The sequence below is a fragment of the Acetobacterium wieringae genome, from assembly GCF_001766835.1.
In the GTDB taxonomy this organism is placed as follows: domain Bacteria; phylum Bacillota; class Clostridia; order Eubacteriales; family Eubacteriaceae; genus Acetobacterium; species Acetobacterium wieringae.
Window position 1 is genome coordinate 1 of record NZ_LKEU01000014.1, and the last position, 17188, is coordinate 17188.

General features: G+C 42.5%; 14 protein-coding genes, 10 tRNA genes and 1 rRNA gene. 22 read left to right on the forward strand and 3 right to left on the reverse strand.

Annotation, left to right across the window (positions count from 1 at the left end):
- Positions 1-7 precede the first annotated feature (7 nt).
- The 16 genes from rrf to aroD all read left to right on the forward strand — a co-directional run bounded on the left by rrf (position 8) and on the right by aroD (position 8296).
- A 5S ribosomal RNA gene (rrf, locus tag ACWI_RS02710) occupies positions 8-124 on the forward strand.
- A 9-nt stretch (positions 125-133) separates the two neighbouring features.
- Positions 134-208, forward strand: a tRNA-Asn gene (locus ACWI_RS02715).
- A gap of 55 nt (positions 209-263) precedes the next feature.
- Positions 264-338, forward strand: a tRNA-Glu gene (locus tag ACWI_RS02720).
- A gap of 20 nt (positions 339-358) precedes the next feature.
- Positions 359-435, forward strand: a tRNA-Asp gene (locus tag ACWI_RS02725).
- Between the two features lie 162 nt (positions 436-597).
- A tRNA-Thr gene (locus ACWI_RS02730) sits at positions 598-673 on the forward strand.
- A gap of 21 nt (positions 674-694) precedes the next feature.
- A tRNA-Tyr gene (locus tag ACWI_RS02735) sits at positions 695-779 on the forward strand.
- Positions 780-1082: 303 nt separating this feature from the next.
- Positions 1083-1158 (forward strand) — tRNA-Lys (locus tag ACWI_RS02740).
- Positions 1159-1282: 124 nt separating this feature from the next.
- Positions 1283-1357, forward strand: a tRNA-Gly gene (locus tag ACWI_RS02745).
- A gap of 493 nt (positions 1358-1850) precedes the next feature.
- Entirely contained in the window at positions 1851-4526 is a 2676-nt protein-coding gene (gene fdhF, locus ACWI_RS02750; protein ID WP_070369912.1) for a formate dehydrogenase subunit alpha, read from the forward strand.
- A 60-nt stretch (positions 4527-4586) separates the two neighbouring features.
- Positions 4587-5201: a molybdenum cofactor guanylyltransferase gene (locus ACWI_RS02755; protein ID WP_070369913.1), complete on the forward strand. Its 615-nt coding sequence runs from the start codon at positions 4587-4589 to the stop codon at positions 5199-5201.
- A gap of 80 nt (positions 5202-5281) precedes the next feature.
- Positions 5282-5974, forward strand: a complete 693-nt coding sequence (locus ACWI_RS02760; protein WP_070369914.1) for a TrkA C-terminal domain-containing protein — start codon at positions 5282-5284, stop codon at positions 5972-5974.
- An 87-nt stretch (positions 5975-6061) separates the two neighbouring features.
- Positions 6062-6146, forward strand: a tRNA-Leu gene (locus tag ACWI_RS02765).
- Positions 6147-6153: 7 nt separating this feature from the next.
- Positions 6154-6228, forward strand: a tRNA-Gly gene (locus ACWI_RS02770).
- A 65-nt stretch (positions 6229-6293) separates the two neighbouring features.
- Positions 6294-6370, forward strand: a tRNA-Arg gene (locus tag ACWI_RS02775).
- Positions 6371-6466: 96 nt separating this feature from the next.
- The gene (locus ACWI_RS02780; RefSeq protein WP_070369915.1) at positions 6467-7474 is read left to right on the forward strand and encodes a nucleoid-associated protein; all 1008 of its coding nucleotides are present in this window, start codon (positions 6467-6469) and stop codon (positions 7472-7474) included.
- Between the two features lie 63 nt (positions 7475-7537).
- Entirely contained in the window at positions 7538-8296 is a 759-nt protein-coding gene (gene aroD, locus ACWI_RS02785) for a type I 3-dehydroquinate dehydratase (protein WP_070369916.1), read from the forward strand.
- Between the two features lie 16 nt (positions 8297-8312).
- Here the strand turns inward: aroD and ACWI_RS02790 are convergent, their stop codons facing one another.
- Both ACWI_RS02790 and ACWI_RS02795 read right to left on the reverse strand, forming a co-directional pair.
- On the reverse strand, positions 8313-8849 hold the full coding sequence (locus ACWI_RS02790; RefSeq protein ID WP_070369917.1) for a phosphatase PAP2 family protein: 537 nt from the start codon (positions 8847-8849) through the stop codon (positions 8313-8315).
- The gene (locus ACWI_RS02795; protein WP_070369918.1) at positions 8849-9547 is read right to left on the reverse strand and encodes a uracil-DNA glycosylase; all 699 of its coding nucleotides are present in this window, start codon (positions 9545-9547) and stop codon (positions 8849-8851) included. Before ACWI_RS02795 ends, ACWI_RS02790 begins: the two co-directional genes overlap by 1 nt.
- Positions 9548-9711: 164 nt before the next feature.
- Between ACWI_RS02795 and ispE the strand changes: the two genes are divergently transcribed.
- Both ispE and ACWI_RS02805 read left to right on the forward strand, forming a co-directional pair.
- Positions 9712-10584 (forward strand): 4-(cytidine 5'-diphospho)-2-C-methyl-D-erythritol kinase, encoded by an 873-nt coding sequence (gene ispE, locus ACWI_RS02800; RefSeq protein WP_070369919.1) that lies wholly within the window; start codon positions 9712-9714, stop codon positions 10582-10584.
- Entirely contained in the window at positions 10574-11257 is a 684-nt protein-coding gene (locus ACWI_RS02805) for a GntR family transcriptional regulator (RefSeq protein WP_070369920.1), read from the forward strand. Before ispE ends, ACWI_RS02805 begins: the two co-directional genes overlap by 11 nt.
- A gap of 81 nt (positions 11258-11338) precedes the next feature.
- On the opposite strand, the gene lspA is transcribed toward ACWI_RS02805, so the two are convergent.
- Entirely contained in the window at positions 11339-11818 is a 480-nt protein-coding gene (gene lspA / locus ACWI_RS02810; RefSeq protein WP_070369921.1) for a signal peptidase II, read from the reverse strand.
- 196 nt (positions 11819-12014) lie between these two features.
- On the opposite strand from lspA, the gene ACWI_RS02815 reads away from it, so the two are divergent.
- From ACWI_RS02815 to ACWI_RS02830, 4 genes are all read left to right on the forward strand, one after another.
- The gene (locus ACWI_RS02815; protein WP_242871564.1) at positions 12015-13229 is read left to right on the forward strand and encodes an AI-2E family transporter; all 1215 of its coding nucleotides are present in this window, start codon (positions 12015-12017) and stop codon (positions 13227-13229) included.
- Between the two features lie 66 nt (positions 13230-13295).
- Complete coding sequence (gene tyrS / locus ACWI_RS02820) at positions 13296-14522, forward strand: tyrosine--tRNA ligase (RefSeq protein ID WP_070369923.1); 1227 nt, start codon at positions 13296-13298, stop codon at positions 14520-14522.
- Between the two features lie 11 nt (positions 14523-14533).
- Entirely contained in the window at positions 14534-15769 is a 1236-nt protein-coding gene (gene hisS, locus ACWI_RS02825; protein WP_070369924.1) for a histidine--tRNA ligase, read from the forward strand.
- A gap of 170 nt (positions 15770-15939) precedes the next feature.
- Positions 15940-17145, forward strand: coding sequence for a THUMP domain-containing class I SAM-dependent RNA methyltransferase (locus ACWI_RS02830; RefSeq protein ID WP_070369925.1), 1206 nt, complete (start codon positions 15940-15942; stop codon positions 17143-17145).
- Positions 17146-17188: the final 43 nt, after the last annotated feature.

Here is a 17188-nt window from a genome sequence, read left to right on the forward strand (position 1 = left end):
TAATTAATCTCGCGACGATGGCGGAAGGGCCACACCTGTTCCCATACCGAACACAGAAGTAAAGTCTTCCAGCGCCGAAAGTACTTGGTGGGCAACTGCCTGGGAGGATAGGACGTTGCGGGATTTTAAATAATCCTCAGTAGCTCAACGGTGGAGCACTCGGCTGTTAACCGATAGGTTGCTGGTTCGAATCCAGCCTGGGGAGCCATTAAGAAACAAAGCGGGTGTGAAGCAGACCGTTTCATATCCGCTCTTTTAAGCAAGGCCCCTTGGTCAAGCGGTTAAGACACCGCCCTTTCACGGCGGTAACAGGAGTTCGAGTCTCCTAGGGGTCACCAAATTTAATATCCATCCATGCGGCCTGGTAGTTCAGTTGGTTAGAATGCCAGCCTGTCACGCTGGAGGTCGAGAGTTCGAGTCTCTTCCAGGTCGCCAAAGTTTTATCCCAATTTCTGTAAGAAATTGGTCGGAAGTGGAGCGTGCGCGAGACGACAGTGATAAAACAAACGCATTTTAATTGAAAACTCATCCAATCTGGATGAGAAGAGTTTTCGATTAAAATACGATCCAATTAATATGTCAAACAATTATCATTAAGCTGATGTGGCTCAATTGGCAGAGCAGCTGATTTGTAATCAGCAGGTTAACGGTTCGAGTCCGTTCATCAGCTCCATTTTTTTGTCAAAATTCGGATGGGAGAATGCCCGAGTGGCTAAAGGGGGCGGACTGTAAATCCGTTGACGACGTCTACGATGGTTCGAATCCATCTTCTCCCACCATAAGTGAGATCCGATTTCAGGATGAAATTGGCTATGCATGTGAGCAGAGCGAATCGTGCATCATCGAACTTACGCATTTTAATTGAAAACTCATCCATATTGGATGAGAAGAGTTTTCGATTAAAATACGATCCTTAGCACAACTTAATTTAATGATCTGACCCATTAGCTCAGTTGGTATAAGCAGTGAACCAAAAATGCACGACCGTAGGGAGTGAACATTTTTGTGTGAATCGCTTAGTCAGGCAAACTTGGGTATTACACAGTCGTTTGAAGACAAACAATAACTAAATAATTTACTATGACCCATTAGCTCAGTTGGTAGAGCATCTGACTTTTAATCAGGGTGTCGGGCGTTCAAGTCGCCCATGGGTCACCATTAAAAAAGCTAACCGCATGATTTGCGTTTTTTTACTTTTTTATTAATAAAATTCAACAAAAACATCATTTGTATGAAATAATTACTTGCAGAAGAATGGATTTGTTGTTATAATATAAGCGTTGCGGAAGTGGCTCAGTGGTAGAGCACTGGCTTCCCAAGCCGGGGGTCGCGGGTTCGAATCCCGTCTTCCGCTCCAATAAGATGATCGTCAAAACGTAAGTGTAAAGTTGTGTATAACAATTTTGCACTTTTTTATTTTTCTCTAAAATAGTTCTAACTTGACTCATATAAATTTGGAAGTGAATTACAAATTCCTGTAAAAATTATCAGTAATAACTGATAGAATTGAGATTGCTATAAAAATTTTGTGGTAGTTTAATCGACAGTCATTTTTTAACGTCGGAAAATTACTCGTTATTGTTGCTATTTTCCGAAGTAGTATTTTATTCGCATTTAATTTTTGTTAGTTAAATCACAAACATACAATCATTATAAATTCAGGTCCAGAATATCGTTTTGTAAAGCATTGCAAAATCCCATCCGACAGGGATTCTTGGTGATTTTACTAAGACGATAAGTATGTATTTCTTAAATCATCCGAGAAAAGAATCATTTAACTAAAAAACATCAATGACAAATTAAAAGTTATAGAATATAATGGAATCCTAAAAGAAGGGAGAAATAAATTTATGGTTAATTTGACAATTGATGGACAAAAAGTTAGTGTCGAACCAGGAACTACAATACTGAAAGCAGCACGTTCCATCGGTATCGACATTCCGACATTATGTAATTTTAAAGACTTCACACCGGAAGGCAGCTGTCGTATGTGTCTTGTTGAAGTCGTTGGAGCGAGAAGACTTGAAACTTCCTGCTCAACTCCAGTAGCGGAAGGTATGGTGGTTAATACCAATACGCCGGAGGTAAGAGAAGCGCGCCGATTTGTATTAAAAATGCTCATGTCAGATCATACCTTTGACTGTATGACATGTTATAAATATGGTTGTTGTGAATTTGTTGAATTCAATGCGAATTGCATTGAATATGATGCGGTTAAGGCTTTCGGTACCGAACGGGTGATGACAAAACCCATCGATGATTCCAATCCGTTTTATACCTATGATCCCAATAAATGTGTACTCTGTAATCGATGTATCAAAGTTTGCGAACACCTTCAGTGCAACCATATTTTAGCCCAATGTGACCGTGGTTATGAAACCAATATCAATCCGGTTTTCGAAACGCCCAGAGGGAAATCAGAATGTGTCAGCTGTGGTAACTGTATTGCAGTCTGTCCGACTGGTGCATTGGCACCGAAACAGTTTAAACCCTTTGCCTATGCCAAAACAGTTCAGACTGTTTGTCCATATTGCGGAGTAGGCTGTACCTTGAATTTAAAAATAATAGATAATAAGATTACTGACATTTATAGCACAGAAGGAAATGTTAATGACAATCTTTTATGTGTCAAAGGACGCTTTGCTTATGATTTTGTCAGCAGTCCTGATCGTTTAACAACGCCGTTAATCCGCAAAAACGGTGTTCTGGAAGAAGCAAGCTGGGAAGAAGCCTTAAACTTAGTAGCAGAGAAACTAAAAGAAGCTAAAGCAGAAGGTCCTCAGGCAGTTGCGGGGCTGTCTTCAGCCCGATGTACGAATGAGGATAATTATGTTTTCCAGAAATTTATTCGTACTGTTGGTGAAACCAACAACGTTGATCATTGTGCCCGACTTTGTCATGCTTCAACTGTTGCCGGTCTGGCTAAATCATTTGGTAGTGGGGCGATGACCAATAGTATTGATGAAGTGGATTTAATGGATGTTATGTTTGTTACCGGCTCCAATACCACCGAAACTCATCCGGTTATTGGTGCTAAAATAAAACAGCGACAACAAAAAGGGGCAGCTCTGATTGTAGCCGAACCACGAAAAATCGAACTGGCAAAATACGCCGATGTATATTTACAGATTAAACCGGGAACCAATGTCCCATTACTTAATGGAATGATGCGTGCCATTCTGGACGCTGGTCTGGAAGATAAAAACTTTATCAATGAACGAACCGAAGGCTATGCAGCGTTTAAAGAATTTATGGATACGCTGACTGTTGAAGGATGTGCTGAAATCTGTGGTGTTGATCCTGAAGATATGCGTAAAGCGGCGCTTCTCTATGCAACCAAAGACAAGGGTGGAATCTTTTATTCCATGGGTGTCACTCAGCATAAAACCGGTACCGATGGTGTTATGTCAACCGCCAATCTGGCGATGCTGACTGGAAAAATCGGCCGTGAAGGATGCGGTGTTAATCCATTGCGTGGTCAGAATAATGTTCAGGGAGCCTGTGATATGGGCGCATTACCAGGCGATTTGCCAGGTTATCAGAAAACCGCCAACCCGGAAGTGGTGGAAAAATTCGAAAAAGCCTGGGATGTCAAACTGCCACAAAATGCTGGCAAAACACTGACTGAAATTATTAATGGGGTCGGCGACGGAACCGTAAAATTCTTATACGTCATGGGCGAGAATCCAGTTGTTTCTGATCCGGACACAAATCATGTTAAACATGCTCTTGAAAAAGCCAATTTTGTTGTAGTCCAGGACATCTTCTTAACTGAAACGACAGAGTATGCGGATGTTGTCCTGCCAGCCTTTGTATATGCTGAAAAGGATGGTACCTTCACCAATACGGAACGCCGTATTCAGTTACTCCGAAAAGCGGTAGAAGCTCCCGGAGAAGCTAAGAATGACTGGGAAATTATTTCTTTAATTGCTCAGAAGCTGGGAGCCAAAGGCTTCGACTTTAACAGTGCAGAAGAAATCATGGATGAGATTGCCTCTGTAACACCCAGCTACACCGGGGTTTCCCATGAACGACTCAGAAATGGCGATCGGATTCAATGGCCGTGCCTGAGTAAGGATTCAGAGGGAGCAAAATTCCTCCATGCTGAAAAATTTACCCGTGGATTAGGAGCCTTTATGATTGCGGATTATATTCCGCCTGAAGATCAGGCTGATGAAAAATACCCACTGATTCTGATGACCGGTCGTATTTTGCAGCACTATCATACCCGAACCATGACCATGCGGACACCAGGAATCGAGGAAATCGCTGGTGACCCATTTGTCGAAATCAATCCCGAAACAGCTAAAGAATATGACATCAATGAGGGAGATTTCATTACCGTTACGTCGCCCAGAGGAAATGTTTCTGCAAAAACCCGTTTCAATAAGGGAATTATGGAAACGAATCTGTTCATGCCATTCCATTATGGAAACAGCGGTGCTAATCATCTAACCGGCGGAGAATTAGATCCAATAGCTAAAATTCCACCATTTAAAGTTGTCAAAGTCAATATTAGTAAGTAAATAGTCACAAACCAAAAAGGGTGCGCATAAGCACCCTTTTTCGATTAAAGGAGGATGGATTTGAAGAAGTTTGGTACAGCAGTAATCTTGTCGGGGGGGCTCAGCCGACGAATGGGATATGACAAAAAAAAACTACGGATTGATGGCGAAAACATCATCAATCGCATTGTTAAACAGCTTTCCTTAGATTTTGAGGATATCATTATTGCCGGATCAAAACCTGAAAATCTGCCCGAAATTGGAGGAATTCGGGGTGTGTATCCGGATGCTATGGAGTTGTCGGCATCCCTGGTTGGTATCTATACCGGTCTATTGCATGCCCGGTCTGAGTATCTTTATGTAACGGCTTGTGATATGCCGGTTTATAATCATGATTATGTGGTATACATGAAGCAGCTGATAAAGAGCAATCCTGGGGTAGGCGGTTGCGTTACCCGTTTTGAAGAGTGGATCGAACCCTTTAATGCGTTCTATCGTGCTGATCTTGGCCCTAAAGTAGCTTCTTTCCTGGAAACAGGGCGCAAGAGCATTTATAAATGCTTTGAGCATGAAAACCTCTATTATATTGATGAGAAAAAAGGGCGAGAGTTCAGTCCCGACTGGGATATGTTCTGCAATTTAAATACCCCCAGTGAGTTAAAAAATCATATCAAAAAAAGACGAGACTTGATTTAATCGGGATCGTGCGGCATAATATAAATCTGAAGGTCATGCCGGTAAATGATTCGGATCGGTGGCCTTTAAAAAGGAGTAGCATGAGTTTTAATGTATCACTGATTAGTTTTTTTGTCCTGATAATTGCCTATTTTATCCTGGTGGAGATATTTACCGTGCTTTTTCGTCTGACCGGTCTGCGGGAAGATAAGGCCCGTTTTCAGGCGGTATCCTGTATGACGAACAGCGGCTTTACCACGAGAGAAAGCGAATTGATCCTTAATTCGGCGGCGAGGCGTAATTTGGCTCGAGTGATGATGCTGTTTGGCTATCTGTTTGCGGTTTCCGGGGTTTCGCTTTTAGTCAATTTATTTATTCGTTCTTCAGGGGATCAGATCAATTGGATGACAATACTTTATTCACTGGTTTTTCTTGTGGTAATTTTAGTGATAACCCGATCAAAATGGATCATCCGAAAATTTGATGAATTAGTGGAGCGCCTGGCTAAAAACAAAACAAAGGGAGCATTTTGTAATAATGTTCGCATTCTGGAAATGTTTCACGATAAGCTCATCGCTGAGGTTTTTGTAACCTGCATTCCCCCGGAGATCAGAGATAAAACCTTATTGGAAATGAATTTTCGGCATACCTATAAATTAAATGTTTTGTTAATCAAACGGGGGAATATAATCATGGATCATGTTATTTCTTCTGATGAAATTAAACAGGGAGACCGGGTTTTGATCTATGGTTCAAAAAATAATATAATGGAATTATTTAAAGACAGCATATAAAATATAAAAAAAGTTTCAAAGTGGGTTGACAAAGCCTACGTATTTTGTTATTATAATCAAGCACGTTACAGATGACAGCATTGCTTAGCGGATGTGGCGGAATTGGCAGACGCGCTAGACTTAGGATCTAGTATCGAATGATGTGGGGGTTCAAGTCCCTTCATCCGCACCAATTATAAGCGGAAGTGGCTCAGTGGTAGAGCATCGCCTTGCCAAGGCGAGGGTCGCGGGTTCAAATCCCGTCTTCCGCTCCAAAATTTAATAAATTTGAAGCGATTTGGGCGATTGTCCGAGTCATTCTTTTTTAATCTACTTATGTGCGCCCATAGCTCAATTGGATAGAGTGCCTGGCTTCGAACCAGTAGGTTGGGGGTTCGAGCCCCTCTGGGCGTACCATAAACGTGCTTAAACAGTCATTCGTGGCTGTTTTTTATTTACCCGAAAGTTTGTTGAATGTCATCTGATCAAACGTAATAAGAATAGGAAAATGAAATGAAACCAGAAATCAGTATTAACAAAGCAATTTTACATGTTTTGGATACCAATGCAAGTATCCCGGTGTTATCGGACATGCTTTTAAATATGACGGTGTTGATCAAAGAATATGTCGAAAAACATGTGTCAAGATCGCTAAAGGATCCGGAAATTAAACGAACCATGTTTCGGGTGGGGAGTCCTTTTAAAGAGCGAATCATTGATTATAAGAATAATCCCCATGAGCTGATCCGAGTTAGCTCTGAAATATCGCAGTTGTTTTTTGACTATATGCTGGAAAATATAGAGATACCCTCTGCCGATCTGGTTTTTGTGGACTTTAACATCGAACATGAAAACTATCTGGGAATTTTCAAATTTAATTACAAACAGGGATACATCCACTACGTCAATACCGACAATGGTCTGACAAATGATATTCTGGTTCAGCCCTGTGTACTGCCAACGGAAAGTCAGAAACTGGATGAGTTTATTCTTATCAACTTGGCCAGCGATGAGCTGCTTCTAAAGGAAAAACAATATCTGATCAATAACGAGAAGGCTTATTATATTTCCAGCCAATTGATTTTTTGCGAGCCGGCGATTTCCGAAAAGGAGGCTTTTGACATTATTGACAAAACTGTCAAAGAAGTGATTGTCAGAGAATATGGCGGTGATTATGAAAAGCTGAATGCAGTTAAAACGGTGTTGGCAGGCGACTATGAAACCGAAAACGAAATTGATGTCGATAATCTGGCTAAAGTCGTTTTTGATGGGGATTCGACCATTCAGGAGCGTTTCAGATCGTCGTTGGAAGAAAAGGGGCTTTATGATAAAAGGATTCTGGTTACGTCAAATATCGAAAAGAAAATATTCAGTAAGCAAAAGTTCATTACCGATACCGGTATTGAAATCAGTATCCCTACGGATCAGCTAAAGCGAAATGACATTATCGAATTTAAAAATAATCCGGATGGTACCATTTCGGTGGAGATCAAAAATATCGGGCTTTTAAACCACAAGTAACGATCTGCTGTCACCAGGATGGTGTTTGCTACGATGAGCGGAAGATTTGGAAGGAAGAATTTTATGGATACGAAAAAGACATATAAATTAATCGAAAAAAACACTTTTACCTCGTGTGTTCCATTGATCAGCGCCAATCGTAATGAACTGTTGGCTGATGTTGAAGTGGGGGTGGCAAATGGCTGTGATTTTCTGGAGTGGCGCCGGGATCATTTTATGCCGGGAGAGATTCTTACTGTTGCAGACGAACAGGATCTGCTGAGTGAAATGAAAATCAGAATGCCTGATCAGGGGCTGATTTATACCTTTCGCAGTCATTATGAAGGTGGTGCTGTCGAAACTTCCGATGAGATTCGGGCAGACGCAGTGATGGCTGCGATAAAAAGTAACCGGGTTGACTATGTGGATGTGGAACTTAACAACGCGGCTCCTTTTTTGACGAGGATCAAAGAGGCTCTCAAAACAAGCGAGACCCAGTGGATCGTGTCATACCATGATTTTGCGAAAACGCCGACTACAGCGGAGATATGGGATATTTTTACAGCCATGGAGGAAGCAGGTGGAGACCTGCTTAAGCTGGCGGTCATGCCCCAGTCAACGGACGATGTGCGCCGTCTGATGCAGGCAACGCTTACCTATAATGAAAAATTTCCCAAAGCGATGATTGCCATTGCCATGGGAGCAAAGGGATCGATAACGCGAATAGCTCCGGAACTGTGTGGTGGTTCGCTGACTTTTGTGGCTGGGGCCGGGAAAACCGCCCCTGGACAGCTTAGTTTGGAAGAAGTAGTGGATCTGAGGAAACGAATGGCTCTGATATAATTATCAGAGCCAGCGGTCATTCCAGAAGCTTATGCATCCAGGCGGTGTTGGTAAAACGAAAAACCAGCCACCGGGAAAAATAGGCACAGAGGATACCGATGATAATCCCGGCCAGAACATCGGTGGGGTAATGAACAAAAAGGTAAAGTCGTGAAAAACAAACAAGCAGAGCGAAAGTTACAAAAATCCAGCGCATTCGGTCTTTTCGGGTAATGAAATATGCCCAGACAAAGGCGAAAACGGACGAGCTGTGACCGGATGGAAAAGAAAAATCAGTCTGCACTGGTAACAGCATGTCGATCTCGTACAGGGTATAGGGGCGGGGTCTGGCCACCAGTGGTTTCAGTGTTAGATTTACAACCAAAAGATTGAATAAAAGCGAAACGGCAATGACGAGACCTGTTAAACGGGTTTCTTTTTTTATGAGCAGAAACAGTGTAAGCAACACGGTTAGAATGCCATCGCCCCATAAATTAGTGATAAAAATAAAAAAACCGTTAAGCTGTTCAAAAACCAGATGTTGATGGATCCATATTAAGATGTTGAGATCCATTAGTTTGCTCCATTGGATGTCTCAAGATCCTTAATGCACCAGTCTATGGGCGCAATTCCCTGGGCTTGCAACAGCTGGTTAGCTTTGGAAAAGGGCCGACTGCCAAAAAAACCACGGTGGGCTGACAAAGGGCTGGGATGGGCGGATTCAATGATGGGATGATGGCGGTTGGTAATTAGAGATTTTTTGTTTTGGGCATCCCGGCCCCAAAGAATAAAAATAACTGGTTCAGCTCGGGTGTTTAACAATTTTATGATCTGACTGGTAAAAATCTCCCAACCTGCATTTCGATGAGAACCTGCTTCACCACCCCGGACGGTGAGTACGGCATTGAGTAGCAGCACTCCCTGTGTGGCCCAGTCGGTCAAACAGCCATGGCGGGGTATCGGGCAACCCAAATCAGCTTCCAGCTCCTTATAGATATTTTGCAGCGAAGGGGGAATTGCTACGCCAGGTTTGACTGAAAAAGCCAGGCCATGGGCTTGCCCGGGACCGTGGTAGGGGTCTTGGCCAATGATACAAACCTTTGTTTGCGACAATGGCGTCAGGTGAAAGGCATTGAAGATATCATGCATGGGGGGGTAAACAACCCGGTTCTGATATTCGTTAATCAAAAAATGCCGCAGGTTCCGGTAGTAGTCGGATTTTAATTCGTGTTGAATGGGTTGTTCCCAATCGTTGTCAAAATGGATAGCCATCGTTTATTCTCCTAAATATAGTGGTGATGAGTGGATTTGGGTAAGTTAATGTCTTGATTATACACTATAAAATTGGATTATAACCATGATTTTTATTTGAATCAGGGAGGGACTGTGTTATAATGAATAAAGTATACAATATTAAGAGTGCAATGTGAGGAAAGATGAATAAGGTTGTGTTAAAGGCCAAAGCTAAAGTGAATCTATCTTTGGATGTTGTTGGCATCCTGGAAGATGGTTATCATGAAATGAAGATGATTAATCATTTAATCGAATTGGATGATATATTGACCTTTGAATCCTGTGCGACGGGAATTAGTTTAACGTCCAACGAGGATACCATTCCTCTGGATGAGCGAAATCTGGTGATCAAAGCAGCCCATAAACTGCAGCGTCAGTTCGATGTCAAACAGGGAGCTAAAATTCATCTGGAAAAGCGAATTCCAACTCAGGCTGGCCTGGCTGGAGGCAGCAGTGATGCAGCGGCTGCCTTAAATGGTCTGAATCGTCTTTGGCAACTGGGGCTAACGCAATCGGAGCTTTTGGCAATTGGCGTTACCATTGGGGCAGATGTACCGTACTGTCTGGTTGGTGGTACGGCTCTGGTAGAAGGGATCGGCGAAAAAATCACTCCGCTAAAAGACCTGAGGAAAATGATAGTTCTGGTGGTAAAACCAGATATTGATATCGCCACCCCCTGGGCCTTTAAAAAACTGGATGAATCAATGATCGAAAATCATCCGGATATTCCGGAGATTATCAAGCTGTTGCAGGATGATGCGTATGATATGTTAAAAATGAAACTGGGAAACGTTTTTGAAGCCGTAGCTTTTGCCGAATATCCTGAAATAAAGACGGTTAAAAACCAAATGATGGAACAGGGGGCTTTGGCCGCCGTCATGACCGGTAGCGGGTCGACGGTCATTGGGTATTATCAGAACCATGAATTGGCGGAAAAATCCTGGCGATTTTTCAAAGAAAAATATACAATGTGTTTTTTAAGCAACACTGAAGAAGGAGAAAACGATGTGGGATGATAAAAAAGGCTTAAGTCTTGATATAAGTTCCTGTAAGCCATTGCGGGAAATTGTTTTTGAAACCATCCGCTGCGCTATTATTACCGGTGAACTCCAACCGGGACAGCGTTTAATGGAGGTTCAGTTGGCTGAACAGATGGGCGTCAGCAGGACTCCGGTGCGAGAATCCATCCGGAAGCTTGAACTGGAGGGGCTGGTAAAAATGGTACCAAGAAAAGGTGTCTATGTGACACCAATGTCAGTGAACGATCTCAAAGAAATGATGGAAATCCGCCGGGCACTGGAAGGGTTGGCAGCTGAGCTGGCGGCCATGAATGCCACCAAAGAGGAAATCAGCAGGCTCTATGAAGCTAACGAATTGTTTGGAGAGTCGGCGTTGCATAATGATGAAGAGGGAATCATCAAACATGATATGCAGATTCATGAAACGATTTATACTGCATCAAAAAATGTCAAATTACAGGCAATGATCAATAGTCTGCGGGAGCAGATGCAGCGGTTTCGGGCTGAATACGTCCATCGCATTGAAGATAAAACGCCGCTGGTCAATCAGCATATGGAAATAATCAGACAGATCGAAAAGGGTGAGTGCCGAAAAGCCAATCTGGCCGCCTGCGATCATATCTATACGACTGGCGACAGCATGCTTGGTTTGCTCAAAAAAAACGAGTAGACAAAAAACGCCTCCCGGGATAAGACAATTTTTGTTTTATCCCGGGAGGCGTTTTGTTTAGCTGCAGTATTTTTAATTGATCTACTCCAGACTACCAAAGTCATTGTTTTCCAAAAAATTTTTATTGGTGAACAGCGCAATGACAAGGATAATGCTCCCACAAACTACAAAGATGTCGGCGAAATTAAAGATCGCAAATTTGATAACTCGAAAATCAAGAAAATCCACGACAAAATTCAGACGCAGGCGATCCAGTAAATTCCCGGCAGCACCGCCGATGATGAAGGCAAGAGCGGTTTTAATAACTCGATTCTCCCGGATATCTGGTATCTTGATTAAAAAATAGATGAGAACCCCAATAAAAACCAGGGTCATAAGAATTAAGAAAATCTGTTTATTAGTCATCAGACTGAATGCAGCACCGGTATTTTCGACATAGGTTAAATGAAAAACATCAGGAATAAGTGGTAAGGTATCAATCGGTTTTATATGGGCAACGACCAGGTATTTCGAATACTGGTCAAGAAATATAGCAAAAAGAATAATAGCGATATAGATCATGATTTCTCCTAAAAAAAGAATTAACTATAAAAATATTATGATAGATTTCTCTAAAAGACAAGGAAAACTTTAAAATATACGGGTATTAATGCGGTTTTGTTTAATCATAATTTAAGAATCTGGCTGAAACTGCTTTAATTTTTTCCGGTTAAATGTTAAGATATAACTCGAATTAAAAACAGTATTGGAGGAGCGGTTGAAATTTAAAATCGATCAGGAACTTGTAAAAAAATACAGCTATCTGTTAGTGGGGATACTTATCCTAATTTTGTCATATAAATTATTGGATAATTTTGGCGTCGTTACCCAAACACTAAGTGGCATGATTACCAGAACTCTGGAAGTATTGATGCCGATTCTGTTGGGTGTAGTGCTGGCATATTTTTTATTCCGGCCAATGCGGGGAGTGGAAAAGTTTATCTTTAAAACGGTTCCCCGAAGCCAAAACAAGGCCCGGGTGGTTCGCTTGCTTTCAATTCTGATTGTCTATGTGATCACCATTATCTTAATTGTATTGTTTTTTTATGCGACGATTCCATCGGTGATCGAGAGTCTGACCGGTCTGATTGCCCAGACTCCCGAGTACTTAACAATCATTGATAACTATCTGGGAGAAAGTCTGGCTAAAGGTGGAGCCGCACAGGATATTTTAACTGAACTGAAGGTAGCAATCGATAGTCTGCAGAATATGACGGCAATGGATGTACTCAATCAGCTGACCACATATTTTGGGGCTAATCCGGACTCCATTAAAAATATCGGTAATTTTGCCTTTGTCTTTTTAAAAGGAACCATCGGCTTTGTCATCAGCTTTTTTATTGTTTTTTTTGTTGGGCTCTATTTAATGCTGGATAAGGAAAAAATCAGTGATCAGGTCGATCGTTTTGCTAAAGCGGTGTTAAACAAGACCTTATACAATGGAAGTCATTGGGCGATCCTGACCATTGATGAAATTTTTTACAAATATTTTACCGGAAAAATTCTGACATCAATGCTGATTGGATTTTTATTTTATCTGGGACTTTTGGTGATTGGCGTGGATTATGCACCCTTATTTGGTGTGATTGTTGCCGTTACCAATGTGATTCCATATTTTGGTCCAATTATTGGGGCGGTACCGGCTATTGTCATCACCTTTATTGATGATCCGTCCAAGGCCTTTTGGGTGGCAATCTGGATTCTTGTTGTCCAGCAGTTTGATGGTAATGTTTTAGCACCAAATGTGTTGGGAAAAATTGTCGAGCTCAATCCCTTCTGGGTATTGTTCTCAGTTATTGTCGGGGGCAGTCTTTTTGGCCTGTTGGGGATGTTTGTGGCGATTCCGATGTTTGCAGTGATCAAAGTGTTTTTTGAAGAAGGACTGACTCGGTGGGAACGAAAAAAAGAGGCGCTTGAAAAACTACAGGGATAAACAGTAACAAAACTATTTAGAATAATTGCGGGGGAAACCCCTTGAATAAGGAAAGGACAGAGATAAATGGAAAGTGTATTTGACGTATTGCAGGAGCGGGGCTTTATTGAACAATGTACCCACGAAGAAGAGATAAAAAAATTACTGGCGGAAGAATCCGTTTCTTTTTATATTGGTTTTGATCCAACGGCTGACAGTCTTCATATTGGACATTTCATTCAGATTATGGTGATGGCTCACATGCAACGTCATGGCCATCGACCGATTGCCTTAATCGGAGGTGGAACCACGATGATTGGTGATCCTTCTGGCCGATCTGATATGCGTCAGGTGATGACGTTGGAACGGATTGTTGAGAATGGTGAAAAATTCAAAAAGGTCTTTGAAAAATTTCTGACCTTTGAAGATGACAAGGCGGTGATGCTCAATAACGCCCAGTGGTTGCTGCCGCTTAATTACATTGACTTTTTACGGGAAATTGGAACCCATTTCTCAGTTAACCGGATGCTGACGGCGGATTGCTATAAATCACGGCTCGAAAAAGGACTGACCTTTTTGGAATTTAATTATATGCTGCTCCAGGCCTATGATTTTTATGTGCTGCATAAAGAGCAGGGCTGTAAGATGCAGTTTGGTGGAAATGACCAGTGGTCGAATATTATTGCTGGAGTTGAGCTGGTTCGTCGCAAAGATGCGAAACAGGTCTATGGCATGACCTTCTCGCTACTGACCACCAGTGAGGGCATTAAAATGGGAAAAACTGCCAAAGGGGCATTGTGGCTGGATCCGGAAAAAACATCGCCCTATGAGTTTTATCAGTACTGGCGAAACATTGCCGATGCTGATGTGGAAAAATGTCTGGCGCTTTTGACCTTCATTCCGATGGATGAGGTGCGGCGTTTGGGAGCCCTTAAAGACTCCCAAATCAATCAGGCCAAGGAAATCCTGGCGTTTACCGTTACTGAGATTATCCATGGCACGGAAGCAGCTCAGGAAGCTCAAAGTGCGGCCCGCAAGCTTTTTGCTGGCGATCAGGGAGATGCTGAAATTCCAAGTGTGGATTTATTGCAAGCGGAATTGGGCGACGGCATGGATATCCTGTCAATACTCGAAGTGGCGAAGTTGATCCCTACCCGCAGTGAGGGACGTCGTTTGATTGACCAGGGCGGAGTTCTGCTAAATGGTGAAAAAGTATCCGATTTTAAACGGCTGGTAACACTGGCAGATTTTAAAGACAAGAAAATTGTTCTCAAAAAGGGCAAAAAAGCGTTCAAGCAAATTAATTTAGTATAGAAGGTGACCAGATGATCAGTTCAAAACCTGTGAGAGGTACCCGGGATATTTTGCCCGAGGAAATGAAAATTCGGGATCGGTTGGAGCAACAGATATTGGCAGTCTACCGTTCTCATGGCTTCAGCCGGATTGAAACCCCGGTGATGGAAAATCTCGAATTGCTGCTGGGCAGTGATGGTGGCGAGAACTTAAAAATGCTGTTTACCATCTTAAAGCGTGGCGAAAAGCTGGATTTAAGTCAGGAAGCCAGTGTAACAGATCTTTGTGATATGGGTCTGCGCTTTGATCTAACTTTGCCCCTGAGCCGTTTTTATTCAAACAATCAGGAAGTGCTCGAAACGCCGTTTAAGGCAATACAGATCGGTAATGTCTTTCGGGCGGAGCGACCTCAAAAAGGCCGGTTTCGGGCCTTTAAACAATGTGATATCGATATTATTGGCGATCCTACCGTTTCGGCAGAGATTGAGCTAATGGATACCACGGCCAAAGCGCTGCTGGCAATGGGGTTTGCCGGTTTCACGATAAAAGTGAATCATCGTCAGCTCTTAAGTGAAGTCATTATCAATGCTGGCTTTGCCGCAGATCAGGTCGGAACAGTCTGTATTGCACTCGATAAAATGGATAAAATTGGAGTCGCTGGAGTAACCGGCGAATTGTTGGAAAAGGGACATGACCAGGAAAAAGTCGACAAGCTGATGGCCTGTGTGACCGGCATTAGTCTGGACAATTTGGAACGGTGGGTGGAAGATGCTGTTGCTGTTGGCCAATTAAACGAGGTGATTAACACCGTCAAAATCCTTGCTAAAGAACAATTTGATGTTGTTTTTGACTTTTCGCTGATCCGGGGAATGGGTTATTACACTGGTCTGATCTTTGAAGTCAGCTATGGCCCTTATGGTTATTCCATTGCCGGTGGTGGCCGTTATGACAACATGATTGGCAAATACAATAAAGTTTCAGTACCGGCAGTGGGTTTCTCGATTGGCTTTGAGCGAATCATTACGATTCTTATGGAAGAGCAGAAAGATGCCCGGCAAGTTGATTCGGCAATCATCCTGTTCTACGATCCACAGAGCAGCAACATGGCAGAAGTTATTGGTGAAGGCGATCGCTGGCGGATCAAAGGGTATCAGGTCAATCTGGTGGCCATGAAGAAAAAATTTGGTAAACAGATTGCCGCCTGGGATAATGGACAATACGAAGGCTTTGTGGTTTTTGGTCGGGATGAAGCGATAAAGAATTTTTAGAAGAAGAACTGATTTTTACTGCCCCAGGCACCGGTTGCGATGAGTGTAACGGTGTTTGGGGTTTCATTTTTATTTAAATATAGTTATTTAAGAATATCTCGAATTTTTGTGTTATAATGTACTATTGAGAGTTAACGACAAGATCAAAAATAATGATAAAGGAAAAATGAATGTCGAAAAAGATAAACTTAATTGCCACAGTGGCTTTTGGAATCGAAAGTGTGGTAAAGGACGAAATAAAAAAACTGGGCTACGAGGTAACTGAAGTGGAAAACGGAAAAATCCGTTATTCCGGGCCTCTGGAAGCGATTCCCCGGTCAAATCTCTGGCTCCGTTGTGCTGATCGGGTGCTGTTGGAGATTGGCCGTTTTAAGGCCGAAACCTTTGATGAACTGTTTGAGAAAACAAAGGCATTGCCCTGGGAAAACTGGATCCCGGTTGACGGCGAATTTCCGGCGGCTAAAATTACCAGTGTTAAATCAACGCTGTTTAGTAAATCGGACGGACAGCGAATTGTCAAAAAAGCCGTGGTGGAACGCTTAAGATCTAAATATCAGGTCGATTGGTTTGATGAGAATGGCGGAAAGTATCCGATTCATATTCAAATTCTTAAAGATGAAGTCACCCTTTCCATCGATACCAGTGGCTCTGGTCTTAATAAGCGGGGGTACCGCCAATATGGCAATGAGGCGCCGCTAAAAGAAACCATTTCTGCGGCGCTGGTTTATCTATCCCGGTGGCGACCAGATCGAGTTTTTCTCGATCCTCTTTGTGGATCCGGAACGATTGTCATTGAAGCGGCGCTGATCGGTAAAAATATTGCCCCGGGGCTGAAACGGGATTTTGTCTCTGAAACCTGGGACGCCATTCCGCCGGAATTGTGGGAACAGGCTCGTCAGGAAGCCCGGGATGCCATCAATGACAAAGAATTTTTGTTGCTGGGATCCGATTGTGATGCCAATGCGCTAAAACAAGCCCGGACGAATGCAGAATTGGCTGGCGTTTCAGATTTGGTCGCTTTTCAAAAACTGCCGGTTCAGTCGGTATCCACCAAGAAAAAATATGGGGTCATTATCACCAATCCGCCCTATGGTGAGCGAATCGGCGAAGAAAAAGAAATTCAACGCCTCTATCGGGATATGGGTAAGGTCTTTCACAGTCTGGATAGTTGGTCTTATTTTATTATTACCGGTTATGAAAAGTTTGAGAAATATTTTGGCGAAGTGGCAACCAAGAATCGCAAGCTTTATAATGGCGACATTAAGACCTACTATTATCAGTATTATGGACCACTGCCGCCACGAAAACGAAACTCTGTCGATGAAGCCCAAAATATGAATGCAGAAACTGAAATAAACACACAAGCCGATAAATAAACGAAATAATGCAAGAATCGGTTTATCGAGAAATAAATTGAAT

What these genes read in the sequence shown, in the direction of transcription:
- tyrS (WP_070369923.1), top strand. Translation starts at nt 13,296, where the DNA reads ATGGAAAGTGTATTTGACGTATTGCAGGAGCGGGGCTTTATTGAACAA.
- ACWI_RS02780 (WP_070369915.1), top strand. Translation starts at nt 6,467, where the DNA reads ATGAAACCAGAAATCAGTATTAACAAAGCAATTTTACATGTTTTGGAT.
- ACWI_RS02790 (WP_070369917.1), bottom strand. Translation starts at nt 8,849, where the DNA reads ATGGATCTCAACATCTTAATATGGATCCATCAACATCTGGTTTTTGAA.
- ispE (WP_070369919.1), top strand. Translation starts at nt 9,712, where the DNA reads ATGAATAAGGTTGTGTTAAAGGCCAAAGCTAAAGTGAATCTATCTTTG.
- ACWI_RS02805 (WP_070369920.1), top strand. Translation starts at nt 10,574, where the DNA reads ATGTGGGATGATAAAAAAGGCTTAAGTCTTGATATAAGTTCCTGTAAG.
- ACWI_RS02830 (WP_070369925.1), top strand. Translation starts at nt 15,940, where the DNA reads ATGTCGAAAAAGATAAACTTAATTGCCACAGTGGCTTTTGGAATCGAA.
- ACWI_RS02760 (WP_070369914.1), top strand. Translation starts at nt 5,282, where the DNA reads ATGAGTTTTAATGTATCACTGATTAGTTTTTTTGTCCTGATAATTGCC.
- fdhF (WP_070369912.1), top strand. Translation starts at nt 1,851, where the DNA reads ATGGTTAATTTGACAATTGATGGACAAAAAGTTAGTGTCGAACCAGGA.
- hisS (WP_070369924.1), top strand. Translation starts at nt 14,534, where the DNA reads ATGATCAGTTCAAAACCTGTGAGAGGTACCCGGGATATTTTGCCCGAG.
- lspA (WP_070369921.1), bottom strand. Translation starts at nt 11,818, where the DNA reads ATGATCTATATCGCTATTATTCTTTTTGCTATATTTCTTGACCAGTAT.
- ACWI_RS02795 (WP_070369918.1), bottom strand. Translation starts at nt 9,547, where the DNA reads ATGGCTATCCATTTTGACAACGATTGGGAACAACCCATTCAACACGAA.
- aroD (WP_070369916.1), top strand. Translation starts at nt 7,538, where the DNA reads ATGGATACGAAAAAGACATATAAATTAATCGAAAAAAACACTTTTACC.